Genomic DNA, 12,111 nt, shown 5'->3' with positions numbered 1-12,111 from the left:
AGAGTACCATCCTTCTCCAGGTTTCCCTGAAGCGGTGTACTCACCAAAGCATAGACATCGGTCGATGTTCTCATTCGATCGCCCCGAAGGACAATCCGCAAGGACACCGCCGCCTACGCTTCTCTTCTCTCTTCACTTGTCAAAGAACATACATCTTTCGATGCAACCGATAAAAACAGACCCCCGCAGAACAGACTTTGTTCCCGACCGAAGTCGGGCCCAATCGCCCGGTTTCTGAGGAAGATCTGGGCGCCGTTCGCGTCAGCGGCGGCGTCGATGGCCGGTATATAGACCCAACCTCTTCGGCCTGTCAACGTGCTTGTGAAAGTTTTTTGACACAGGAGCAAATTCCGACGCTCGCGAGCGTGCCGCACAGGTTTTTCCGCTCCTGCCTCACTGCCGACACAGTGCGGAATGAAGCAGAGCCGCGGCCGGCATTTCTTTTCCGGAACCTCTTTCTCTGGAGAGTTGGCGCGCCGCCCAAGCTTATCTATTGACCTGTGCGGTTGTCGTCTCATGTGCTAGATGGCCTCTGGTGTCTGTGACAGCAACCCACCCGCATCGATACCAGACAGAGATCATGAGCCCTCTTCCTCCCGATGACAGCCATGCCAAGCGTTTCCGCAAGGAAGCTTCGCATCTGTCGTCCGGCATCGATCTCGGACACGAGCCGCCGCTCAACACCAACGGCAGTGCGGCGCATGAGGTCGACAAATGGGAGGTGAACCTGCGCTGGCTTGGTGCCAGCGTTCTCACAGGCGTCACAGGCGCGGTCCTGATCGGGGCCTCCATCTACATCGCCCTTGAAGGTGCGACGACGTCCGCCCTCCCCCCGGAACGGGCGGCTCTCAATGGCCGGGCCCCTTCGGGAACCGACGAGGAGCGGTCCTCGAACGTGGCCCGCAAGGCCGACCGGCTCAACTTGACGGAGCATACGTCCTCCGCGCGGCAGAGCTTCAAGGCGCCGATGACGATCCGCAACGGCGAGAGAGAGGCCATCAAGGTTCGCAACTTCGTGCGTATCGCGACGAACCTCTCCCTGACCGCAGGCACCTATGCCGCCGATATTCCGCCGTTCAACCCCCTGCGCCTGTTCGCCGAGGGAATGGAGGAGCAACGCGTCGAGCCGGCGCCGGAGGTTGCGGATGCCGATGTGTCGGTCCTCAGGCGCGACCTTGCCATGGTGGCCATCGCGGCGAGCGCCCCCTCCCTGACGGATGGCGACGTGCTTGCGATCCTGGAAGAGGAGCGGCGGGTCTTCAACGAAGCGGGGCGCCGGACCTCCGTGCCGATCCCAGCCCAGCAGATGCTGTCGCGGACCCTGCGGCAGCCGGAAGGGCTGGGCGATGCCCTCGGCTATGCCCGCGTCGTCGATGCTCCTTTCAGCACGATCGAGGTTCGGGTCGTGCCTGAGAACGTGACCGAACTTCCCAAGATCGAGCAGAACACCATGACGCCCCTCATCGAGGAGCGGGATGTGGCTCTCAAGAAGGGCGAGACCCTCGAGACGGTCCTGCGCAGCTATGGAGGCACCCCCGAGCAGATCGCAGCAGTCAAATCGGCCCTGGCCGCCCGCATCAAGATCGAGGGTCTGACAGAGGGTCAGAGGCTGCGCATACTCATCGCGCCCGGCCCCCGCCTCGGCGATCCGAGGCAGATCGTGCGGGTGATCACGTTCGGAGAACGGGGGATCGAAGGCATCGCCGCTACCAACGACCGGGGTGTCTTCGTTTCGGTGACGCCCCCCGCCGACGAGACGAACCGTCAGATGGCCGAAGCCTCGGAGGAAGAAGACGAGGATGACGGGCGCGGCGGCGTGCGTCTCTACGAGAGCCTCTATGAGACGGCTCTCAAGAACGAGCTGCCCCGCCAGACCGTGGACGAACTGGTGCGCATCTTCGGCTACGATGTCGATTTTCAACGCCGCGTCTCGCAAGGAGATTCCTTCGAGATCTTCTATGGCTCGGATGACGAGAATGGCGCGCCTGAAGTCCTTTATGCCTCTCTCACCGTGGGAGGGGAAGCGCGTCGTGTCTACCGCTACCAAGGCGAGGACGGGACAGTCGATTTCTTCGATGACGCAGGCCGCTCCCTCAAGAAATTCCTGATCCGCAAGCCCATTGCCGACGGCATCCTGCGCTCGGGCTTCGGGTCGCGCTTCCACCCGATCCTGGGCTATTCGCGTCCCCATACGGGCGTCGACTGGGCCAACAGGGTCGGCACTCCCATCATTGCTGCGGGCAATGGTACAGTAATCAAGGCCGAGTGGGATTCAGGCTATGGCCGCCGGGTCGAGCTTCAGCATACGAACGGCTATGTGACTGCGTATTCCCACATGTCCAGCTTCGCCAAGGGCATCGCCCCCGGCAAGAGGATCCAGCAAGGCCAGGTCATCGGCTATGTGGGCAATTCAGGCCTCTCGACCGGACCGCACCTCCATTACGAGGTGATCATTAACGGCAGCTTCGTCGACCCCCTGAAGATCCGCCTGCCCCGTGGGCGGGAACTCGAAGGCCGTGGCTTGGTGGACTTCAAGCGCCAGCGCGAGCAGGTCGAGGAACTGATGTCCCACAGCGTCGCTTCCGCCACTCTCTCGCAGCGGGCGGAGTTGCGATAGAGCCCATGCTCGAGCTTTTCGCGATCGTGCTGCCGGTCTTCGGCTTGATCGGCATCGGCTATGTCGCGCGTCAGACAGGCTTCATTTCCGAGCGAGCCGGCGAGGGGCTGTCCGAATTCGTCTTCACCTTGTCCCTGCCCTGCCTCATCTTCCGCACCCTCGTTCGTGCCGAGATCCCGGACGTCCAGCCCTGGGGCTACTGGATTTCCTATTTTGTCGGCGTTGCCGTAGTCTGGCTCCTGGCCACCGTGATCGGACGGCGCTTCTTTGGGATCAAGGGTGTTTCCGGGGTGGTCGCCGGTTTCTCGGCGGGTCAGGCGAATACGGTTTTCGTCGGCGTCCCGATGATCCTCAAGGCCTATGGGGACGAGGGTGCCGTCCCGCTATTCCTGCTCATCGCCGTCCACCTTCCGGTCACGATGACCCTCGCGACGATCCTGGCCGAAGGTCGCCAAGCCTCGCCTGTCGTCGTCCTGCGCCGCCTATTCACCCATCCCATCGTCGTCGGGATCCTGGCAGGGTCCGCCTGCCGCCCCCTCGCGTCCCATGTGCCGGCTCCGGCCTGGCAGGTCATGGACCTGCTGGCGAGCGCCGCAGTCCCCTGTGCTCTCATCTCCATGGGCATTGCCCTGCGCCGCTACGGTCTGCAGACAGGCTGGAAGCTGCCGACCGTGATCTCGTTCCTCAAGCTCGTGCTGCATCCCCTGATCGTGCTGCTGCTGGCTACCCAGGTTTTCTCCATGCCGCCGGTCTGGGCCGGGGTCGCGGTGCTCTTCGCCTCGTGCCCATCCGGCATCAATGCCTATCTCTTCGCCGAGCGATACGGGGAAGGCGTGGCTCTCGCCTCCAGCGCCATCACCCTGTCGACGTTCCTCGCGTTGGGCACGACCCTGATCTGGCTCTATGTTCTGGGCGTGGGCTGAGGATCGAACCCGAGCCGCCGCCATACCGCTTGAGGGGTTGCGCCCTCCGCGCGCAACTCGGCCAGGGATTGCGACCGCCGGCTCTTCGCCAGCTTGTCGCCCATGGGGTCGAGCACGAGCCCATGGTGGTGATAACGGGGCGTCGGAAGGTCGAGCAGAGCTTGGAGCAGCACGTGAAGGTCGGTTGCGGCTTCGAGGTCCTGGCCGCGGACCACATGGGTAACGCCCTGGAGCGCATCGTCCACCACGACGGAGAGATGATAGCTCGTCGGTGTCTCCTTGCGCACGACCACCGCATCGCCCCAGCGCCGCGGATGCGCGGTGACGATGCCCTCACGGCCTTCACGGTCGAATGTCCGAAACCGATGCGGCCCCGGGGCAAGCTTTTCCAGCGCGGCCATGTCGAGGCGCCAGGCATGGGGCTCGCCGGCTGCGATCCGCCGGCCGGCCTCGTCGACAGGCATACCCCGGCAGATGCCCGGATAGAGCGGTGCGCAATCCGGATCGCGGGGCCAATCCCGGCCGGTCTCCGCCTCCCGGCAGGCGATCGTCTCCGTGATGTCCTTGCGGGTGCAGAAGCACGGATAGACCACGCCCCTCCCCTTCAGCCTCAGGAATGCGGCGTGGTAATCGGCGAAGTGCTCCGATTGCCTTCGCACCGGCGCCTCCCAGGTCAGGCCGAGCCAAGCGAGGTCGTCATAGATGGCGGCCTCGAATGCAGGACGGCAACGTGTGATATCGATATCCTCGATGCGCAGGAGAAAGCGGCCGCGGAAGCGGCGGGCGAAGTCGGCGTTGAGCAGGGCGGAATAGGCATGGCCCAGATGAAGCCGCCCATTGGGGCTGGGAGCGAATCGAAAGACCGGCTTCGTCACGGGAGCCTGTAAAAATGGAACATGAAGGAATGGCCACCCTCCTCGAAACGGACGCGGTTCTCAAGAGGGGGCTGAGCGAACTGGCCCTGGCGGATCCCGTGATGGCAAAGCTGGCCGCGAGCGGGATCACGCCGCAATTGCGCAAGCGGCCGCCGGGCTTCGAGGGACTGGCTTGGATCGTCATCGGCCAGCAGGTGTCCACAGCCAGCGCGACCGCCATCTGGAACCGGTTGAGGCAGATCCTCGAACCGCCGAAGCCGGAGGTCTTTCTTCGGCTCCCCGACGAGGATCTCCGTGCCGCCGGGCTGTCGGCCGGGAAGGTCAGGACCCTGCGCGCGCTGGCGGCGGAGGTCATCGACGGCAGGCTTCCCCTCGACGAGTTGCACAACCATTCGGCCGACGAGGCCCATGATCTTCTGACGCAGGTCAAGGGAATCGGCCCTTGGACCGCCGATGTCTACCTGCTCTTCTGCCTCGGGCATCCGGATGCCTTTCCGAGCGGGGATCTGGCTGTGCAGGAAGCGGCCCGCCTCGCCTATGGGCTGGAGCAGCGGCCGGATGCCAAGGCCTTGACGGCTTTGGCCGAGAACTGGCGCCCCTGGCGGGGTGTAGCGGCCAAGATGCTCTGGGCCTATTACCGTGTGATGAAGTCTCGGGAGGGCGCTCCCGTTTGACCGCGACGGCCATCATCGCGCCGTGCCGGCTCCAGACCGCAGAGGATCGTCATGATGGCCGCCATCGATGGACCCCGCCTTCCTCCGAGATGCGGGAAGGCCAAGCAGCTCATCGTCCTTCTTCACGGTATGGGGGCAGACGGGAACGATCTGATCGAGCTTGGAGGGCAATGGCGCGACTGGCTGCCGGACGCCGCCTTCGTGGCCCCGCATACTCCCGATCGCTGCAGCAATGTGCCCATGGGCGGGAGTGGTTTCCCCTGACCCTCACCGATCCGCGGGAATTCTGGAGCGGCGTGACCTATGCGGCGCCTAAGCTCGACGCCTTTCTGGACCGGGAGCTCGCCCAGTATTCACTGCCGGCATCACAGCTCGGCCTCGTCGGATTCAGTCAGGGTGCCATGATGGCGCTCCATATCGGCCTGCGCCGCGAGCCAGCACTGGCAGCCATCATCGGCTATTCGGGCCTTCTGGTGCTGAGGACGGACAGGGGCTCGAGAGCCTTCAAAGGGCATCCCGGTCGAAGCCGCCGATCCTGCTGGTCCATGGGGGCCAGGACGATGTAGTCCCGGTCGAGATGTTCCTTGTCTCGAAGGAAGCCCTCGGGGCCGCCGGGATCCCCTGCCAATGGCACCTCACGGCTGACCTTGCCCACGGAATCGACGAGGAGGGGGTTCGGCAGGGCGGCCTGTCCTGGCACAGGCCTTCGGCCTCCCCTCCTCTGGGACAATCTAGGCGCGGGCGGCCGCAAGAGCGGCATGAGCCCCGGCTCTGAGCATGGAAATGTCGCTGCCGATAGAAACCATATGGAAGCCCTTGGCAGACAGTTCCGCCGCCCGTGCGCCGGACACGGCATAGATCGCCGCGATCTTGCCTGCAGCCTTCACCCGGGAGAGCGCGTGATCCAGGGCTTTCTCGACCTCGGATCCGGTGGGGTTCAGACCTTTTCCCCCCGAGAGAGCAATGGAAAGGTCCGAGGGCCCGATGAAGATGCCGTCGATCCCGGGCACCGCCAGAATGTCGTCGATGATGGCGAGGGCCTCGCGGGTCTCCACCATGGCGAAGGCAACCGTCAGTTCATTGGCCCGTTGCAGATACTCGCCTGGCTCCATGCCCGACAGGGAGAGTGCCCCATAGGCACCCCAGCTGCGCTCGCCGACAGGCGGGAATTTCACGAAGCCGGCGAAGCGCCTTGCGTCCTCGATGGTGTTGATCATGGGGGCGATCACGCCCGAGACCCCGGCATCCAGGAAGCGCGAGGCGGAGGCGAAATCCCCGACGGGCACGCGGACCAGGGCTGGCTTTCCCGCGGCGGCGATCAGCGGCACCGCCTGGAGCGCGGCGGCAAAATCGATGGAGCCGTGCTGCAGGTCCATGACGACGGCATCGAACGCCTCACGGGCCAGAAGCCCGGCCACGGAGGGATCCGGCAGGCCGCACCAGGCCGTCAGGACAGGGGAGCCGGCCTTCAGCCGCTCGGGAAAGGATGGGTGGATCGGCATGATGCCCTTTCGGCAGACTGCGTTTGGGTTCTCGAAGGCGCGCGGCGGAAGGCGGGCCGTTACCGGCCCGCTTTGATCTCTTCAATGGCGCGCCCGGTCAGCTCGCTGAGCTTGGCCTGGAGTTCGGCATCGCCCACTGACCTGCCGACACCATCAAGATCCTTGCGAACCTTGCGCAGAACATCCTCATCGCCCGCCTCTTCGAAATCCGCGAGAACGACGCTCTTGGCATAGCTCTCCGCCTCGTCTCCGGCCTTGCCCAGGCGCTCGGCGACCCAAAGCCCGAACAGCTTATTGCGGCGGGCCGTTGCCTTGAACCGCAGATCCTCATCGTGGGCGAACTGCTTCTCGAAGGCATTCCTTCGGTCGTCGAAAGAAGTCATTACGTCATTCTCCTTAGCTTGGGCCTTCATGCGATATAAGGGCGCACTCGCGCTGCCGCTAGACACTTCCCATCTTAAAGCAGGTGCTTTCACCGGGCCGCAGGCCCCCAGCCCTCGCCCCGCGTTGTGCTTGCCCGAGGGATCGGATAGGTTGCCCCTCAGGCGGAACGCCGGTGAACAGCCGCGCTTAACGTCAGCCGCGGATCTTATAAAATGACTATCCCCAGGAGCCACGGCACATGGATTTTCTCAAACCACGGTACACGCCTATGAATCGTCGCCGTCGCATCTATGAGGGCAAGGCGAAGGTCCTCTATGAGGGCCCTGAACCCGGTACGCTCATCCAGCACTTCAAGGATGACGCGACCGCCTTCAATGCCAAGAAGCATGAAGTGATCGACGGCAAGGGCGTGCTCAACAATCGGATCTCGGAATATCTGTTCCAGCATCTGAACGATATCGGGATCCCGACCCACTTCATCCGCCGCCTGAACATGCGCGAGCAGCTGATTCGCGAGGTGGAGATCATCCCCCTCGAGGTGGTGGTGCGCAACGTCGCGGCGGGCTCGCTTGCCACCCGTCTGGGCATCGAGGAAGGCACGCAGCTGCCGCGCTCGATCATCGAATTCTATTACAAGAACGACGCTCTCAACGACCCCATGGTGTCGGAAGAGCACATCACGGCCTTCGGCTGGGCCTCGCCCCAGGAGATCGACGACATCATGGCGCTCGCCATCCGGGTCAACGACTTCCTGTCCGGCCTTTTCCTCGGCGTCGGCATACGCCTCGTCGACTTCAAGCTCGAGACGGGACGCCTCTGGGAAGGCGAGATGATGCGCATCGTCGTGGCCGACGAGATCTCCCCGGATTCCTGCCGCCTCTGGGACATCAAGTCCAAGGACAAGCTCGACAAGGACCGGTTCCGCCGGGACATGGGCGGGCTGGTCGAGGCCTATTCCGAGGTTGCCCGCCGTCTCGGCATCCTGGCCGAGAACGAAAATCCGGTCACGGGCGGGCCCCGTCTCGTGCAGTGAGGCCTTTCATGGAATGATGAAAAGCCCGGCCTCGTGCCGGGCTTTTCTTTGGCCTACGCAGCTATTCCCATCCTGTCGGCTTCACGCATAGATTGACCTCATGCCCGTCCGCCTCTTGCGTTCCCGCCTTCCGATCCTGGCCTTGTGCCTGCTCGTCGTCAGCTGCGGCTACATCCCCCGTCAGGTCGCGGGCCTCCCACCGGACGCATCCTGGGACGCTCTGCCGTTGCGGAAATGGCTGGCCGAGGACCGGGCCGAGCCTGTGGCGCTGGCCTTCTGCGCCCCGCCCGAGTGCAGTCCGGGCCTCACTGTCGGCGTCATCCGCCTGACAGGCAAGGACGCGGACGTTACGGACGCCCTTCTAAAAGACCCTGAGCGTCTGGTCAGGGCGCTGCGCTCGCCGGCGGGTCGGGCGAAGCCGGTGAAGACCCGGATCACGGTCGAGCGCCTCAAGGACGCCCCCTATCCCGGCTTTGCCATCGATCTCGCCCCGGGGGATGGTGGCAAGCGCCCGGCCTATGGCGCCGCGTTCGGCAGGCGCGATGGCGAGGTTCTGTCGGTCGTTCTGGTCATCGGCGAAGTGCCGGATGTCGTGCGTGATACGGCCAAGGAAGTCGCCGCCCGCGAATTGGGCTCATAAGTCGAGTTTCGCATAGACTTGCGGGAACCGATCCTCACTTCACCGGATCATGCTTCGAGGCCGTTGTCTCTTGCGGCTAAATTCTTTATGGCCTTGGCCAAATCTCAACAGCCCGAGGCCCCCATGAAAGCGCGTGTCACCGTGACCCTCAAGAACGGCGTTCTTGACCCCCAAGGCAAGGCCATCGAAGGGGCTCTCAAGTCCCTCGGCGTCGAGGGCATCGACGGCGTGCGCCAGGGCAAGGTCTTCGACATCGAGCTCGGGACCACGGACAGGTCCAAGGCCGAGGCCGCCCTCAAGGCCGCCTGCGAGAAGCTGCTCGCCAATACCGTCATCGAGAATTACCGCGTCGAGATCGCGTGAGGCTTCCATGAAATCTGCCGTCATCGTCTTCCCCGGCTCCAATCGCGAAGGCGATGTGCTGCGGGCGCTCACATCGGCCGGCTCCCGGGCGGAGAAGGTCTGGCATGCCGAGACCGAACTGCCGAAGGGCACGGACCTCGTGGTCCTGCCGGGCGGCTTCTCCTATGGCGACTATCTTCGTTGCGGGGCGATTGCCGGCCGCGCCACGGTCATGGATGCGGTGCGCGCCCATGCGGCGCGGGGCGGCCTCGTGCTCGGCATCTGCAACGGCTTCCAGATCCTGTGCGAATCCGGGCTTCTTCCCGGCATCCTGATGCGCAACGCAAACTTGAAATTCATCTGCCACCGGCAGTTCCTGCGGGTGGAGCGCGACGACACCGCCTTCACCCGGGCTTATGCCAAGGGTCAGGCCATCGATGTCTGCGTGGCGCATGGCGAGGGCAACTACACGGCCGACGGGGAGACCCTGAAGCGGCTCGAAGGAGAAGGGCTGGTGGCCTTCCGCTATTCCGATGCCCAAGGGCACATCACGGCCGATTCCAACCGCAACGGCTCCATGAACGCGATCGCGGGCATCTATTCCGACAAGCTCAACGTGCTCGGCATGATGCCTCACCCGGAAAACCTGATCGAAGATCTCGTCGGCGGCACCGATGGACGTGGCTTGTTCGAGAGCCTCGTGTCGAGTTTTCCGAAGGCGGCTTGATATCTGGAGCGGAGAGAGCACTCCGCAGCCCTCATCCTGAGGAGCGAAGCGTCCCGAACGACGTCTCCAGTCCTTACTGGGCCCTCCTTCGAGACGCCGCTCCGCGGCTCCTCAGAATGAGGACATCTGATTTGTTCCCCTTACTCTCCCGCATGGGAGAGGGTGAAAGAAGCGAGACACCGATGACCCGCAACGACGTCGCCATCACCCCTGAGCTGGTCAAGGAGCATGGGCTAAAAGCCGACGAATATGAGCGCTTCGTGAACCTGATCGGCCGCGAGCCGACCATCACCGAGCTCGGCATCGTGTCGGCCATGTGGAACGAGCACTGCTCGTACAAGTCCTCCCGCATCCACCTGCGCGGCCTGCCCACCAAGGCCCCCTGGGTGATCCAGGGACCGGGCGAGAACGCGGGCGTGATCGATATCGGCGACGGCCTGGCCTGCATCTTCAAGATGGAGAGCCACAACCACCCGTCCTTCATCGAGCCCTATCAGGGAGCCGCGACGGGCGTCGGCGGCATCCTGCGCGACGTGTTCACCATGGGGGCGCGGCCCATTGCATCGCTCAACTTCCTGCGCTTCGGCGAGCCGGACCACCCGAAGACCCCTCACCTCGTCTCAGGCGTGGTCGCGGGCATCGGCGGCTACGGCAACTCCTTCGGCGTGCCGACCGTCGGCGGCGGCGTCGGCTTCGACAAGCGCTACAACGGAAACATCCTCGTCAACGCCATGGCGGTGGGCCTCGCCCGCACCGATGAGATCTTCTACGCCAAGGCCACGGGCATCGGGAACCCGATCGTCTATCTCGGCTCCAAGACCGGCCGCGACGGCATCCACGGCGCGACCATGGCGTCGGCCGAGTTTGACGATGCGTCCGAGGAGAAGCGTCCGACCGTGCAGGTCGGCGATCCCTTCGCCGAGAAGCTCCTGCTCGAAGCCTGCCTCGAGCTCATGAAGTCGGGCGCCGTGATCGCGATCCAGGACATGGGCGCTGCGGGCCTCACGAGCTCGGCCGTCGAGATGGGCGCGAAGGGCAATCTCGGCATCGAGCTCGACCTCGACAAGGTGCCCTGCCGCGAGGAGGGCATGACCGCCTACGAGATGATGCTCTCCGAGAGCCAGGAACGCATGCTCATGGTGCTCAAGCCGGGCATGGAGAAGGAGGCCGAGGCCATCTTCCACAAATGGGGCCTGGACTTCGCCATCATCGGCAAGACCACCGACACGCTCCGCTTCGTCATCAAGCACGGGGGCGAGGTCAAGGCGGACCTTCCGATCAAGGAACTGGGCGACGAGGCTCCTCTCTATGACCGTCCGTGGGTGGAAAGCCCCAAGCTGCCCGTGATCGCGCCCGACAGCGTGAAGGCCCCCATGTCCGAGGCCGAGGCGCTCCTGAAGCTCGTCGGCTCGCCGGACCAGTGCTCCAAGCGCTGGGTCTGGGAGCAGTACGACCACCTGATCCTCGGCAACACCGTGCAGATTCCGGGCGGCGATGCCGCCATTGTGCGCGTCGAGGATGGACCAAAGGGCCTGGCGCTGACCACCGACGTCACGCCGCGCTATTGCGAGGCGGATCCCTTCGAGGGCGGCAAGCAGGCGGTGGCGGAAGCCTGGCGCAACATCACGGCCGTGGGCGGCCTGCCCCTCGCCATCACCGACAACCTCAACTTCGCCAGCCCCGAGCGCCCCGAATCCATGGGGCAGTTCGTCGGCTGCGTCAGGGGCATCGGTGAGGCCTGCAAGGCCCTCGACTTCCCGGTCGTGTCCGGCAACGTGTCGCTCTACAACGAGACCAACGGCCAGGGCATTCTTCCCACGCCGGCCATCGGTGGCGTCGGCCTTCTCGACGACGTGACGGTCAATGCCTCCATCGCCTTCAAGCGCGAGGGCGAGGCCATCGTGCTCATCGGTGCGACCCGGGGCTGGCTCGGCCAGTCGATCTATCTGCGAGACGTCTGCGGCCGGGAGGAAGGCGCCCCGCCGCCGGTGGATCTGGTGAACGAGAAGCGCAACGGCGATTTCGTGCGCCAGCTCATCCGGTCCGGCCAGGTGAAGACCGTGCACGACGTCTCGGACGGCGGCATCGCGCTGGCTCTGGCCGAGATGGCCATGGCCGGCGACGTGGGCGCCGAGATCACCGCTTACCCCGAAGGCTTCCCCCTCCATGCCTTCCTCTTCGGCGAGGATCAGGCCCGCTACCTCATCGCCGTCGACGAGGACGTGGCCGCCGACATCCTCTACGAGGCCGGCGCCATCGGCGTTCCGGCCGTGACGCTCGGGCTGACCGGCGGCGACGCGTTGATTCTGCCTGGGCAACAGGCCATATCCCTGAAGCAATTGAAGGCAGCGCACGAAGCCTGGCTGCCGGAATACATGACCGGTAAGTCCTGAG

The 12,111-nt window shown here is 64.5% G+C and carries 11 protein-coding genes and 1 pseudogene; 9 read left to right on the top strand and 3 right to left on the bottom strand.

The genetic code is table 11. From position 1 onward, the window contains the following. The first annotated feature begins 580 nt into the window (after nucleotides 1-580). A complete protein-coding gene (locus KHP60_RS21765; RefSeq protein WP_213566388.1) occupies nucleotides 581-2,617 on the top strand; it encodes a M23 family metallopeptidase in 2,037 nt (678 codons plus the stop codon). Between the two features lie 5 nt (nucleotides 2,618-2,622). Beyond that, nucleotides 2,623-3,540: an AEC family transporter gene (locus KHP60_RS21760; protein WP_213566387.1), complete on the top strand. Its 918-nt coding sequence runs from the start codon at nucleotides 2,623-2,625 to the stop codon at nucleotides 3,538-3,540. Here KHP60_RS21760 and gluQRS read toward each other — a convergent pair. Next, entirely contained in the window at nucleotides 3,519-4,415 is an 897-nt protein-coding gene (gluQRS, locus tag KHP60_RS21755; protein WP_213566386.1) for a tRNA glutamyl-Q(34) synthetase GluQRS, read from the bottom strand. The two genes, KHP60_RS21760 and gluQRS, sit on opposite strands and share 22 nt — an antisense overlap. 29 nt (nucleotides 4,416-4,444) lie before the next feature. Between gluQRS and KHP60_RS21750 the strand changes: the two genes are divergently transcribed. Beyond that, entirely contained in the window at nucleotides 4,445-5,089 is a 645-nt protein-coding gene (locus KHP60_RS21750; protein WP_213566385.1) for a DNA-3-methyladenine glycosylase, read from the top strand. A gap of 51 nt (nucleotides 5,090-5,140) precedes the next feature. Further along, nucleotides 5,141-5,655 (top strand): annotated as a pseudogene (locus KHP60_RS25305) (alpha/beta hydrolase). 165 nt (nucleotides 5,656-5,820) lie between these two features. On the opposite strand, the gene KHP60_RS21740 reads toward KHP60_RS25305, so the two are convergent. Continuing rightward, the gene (locus KHP60_RS21740) at nucleotides 5,821-6,591 is read right to left on the bottom strand and encodes an HpcH/HpaI aldolase/citrate lyase family protein (RefSeq protein WP_213566384.1); all 771 of its coding nucleotides are present in this window, start codon (nucleotides 6,589-6,591) and stop codon (nucleotides 5,821-5,823) included. Between the two features lie 59 nt (nucleotides 6,592-6,650). Then, entirely contained in the window at nucleotides 6,651-6,974 is a 324-nt protein-coding gene (locus KHP60_RS21735; protein ID WP_213566383.1) for a DUF1476 domain-containing protein, read from the bottom strand. A gap of 239 nt (nucleotides 6,975-7,213) precedes the next feature. Between KHP60_RS21735 and purC the strand changes: the two genes are divergently transcribed. From purC to purL, 5 genes are all read left to right on the top strand, one after another. Further along, nucleotides 7,214-8,008: a phosphoribosylaminoimidazolesuccinocarboxamide synthase gene (gene purC / locus KHP60_RS21730; protein ID WP_036362043.1), complete on the top strand. Its 795-nt coding sequence runs from the start codon at nucleotides 7,214-7,216 to the stop codon at nucleotides 8,006-8,008. Between the two features lie 100 nt (nucleotides 8,009-8,108). Beyond that, nucleotides 8,109-8,648 carry a hypothetical protein gene (locus KHP60_RS21725; protein WP_213566382.1) on the top strand — a complete coding sequence of 180 codons (540 nt, stop codon included), beginning with the start codon at nucleotides 8,109-8,111 and terminating at the stop codon, nucleotides 8,646-8,648. A 123-nt stretch (nucleotides 8,649-8,771) separates the two neighbouring features. Then, nucleotides 8,772-9,011, top strand: a complete 240-nt coding sequence (gene purS / locus KHP60_RS21720; RefSeq protein ID WP_213566381.1) for a phosphoribosylformylglycinamidine synthase subunit PurS — start codon at nucleotides 8,772-8,774, stop codon at nucleotides 9,009-9,011. Nucleotides 9,012-9,018: 7 nt separating this feature from the next. After that, nucleotides 9,019-9,717, top strand: a complete 699-nt coding sequence (gene purQ / locus KHP60_RS21715; protein ID WP_213566380.1) for a phosphoribosylformylglycinamidine synthase subunit PurQ — start codon at nucleotides 9,019-9,021, stop codon at nucleotides 9,715-9,717. Between the two features lie 182 nt (nucleotides 9,718-9,899). Beyond that, nucleotides 9,900-12,110, top strand: coding sequence for a phosphoribosylformylglycinamidine synthase subunit PurL (gene purL / locus KHP60_RS21710; RefSeq protein WP_213566379.1), 2,211 nt, complete (start codon nucleotides 9,900-9,902; stop codon nucleotides 12,108-12,110). The last annotated feature ends 1 nt before the right edge of the window (nucleotide 12,111 follow it).

Source organism: Microvirga sp. 3-52 (assembly GCF_018383585.1).
GTDB lineage: Bacteria > Pseudomonadota > Alphaproteobacteria > Rhizobiales > Beijerinckiaceae > Microvirga.
Note: the sequence above shows the minus strand (reverse complement) of the source record. Positions and strands in the feature narration are given on the sequence as shown.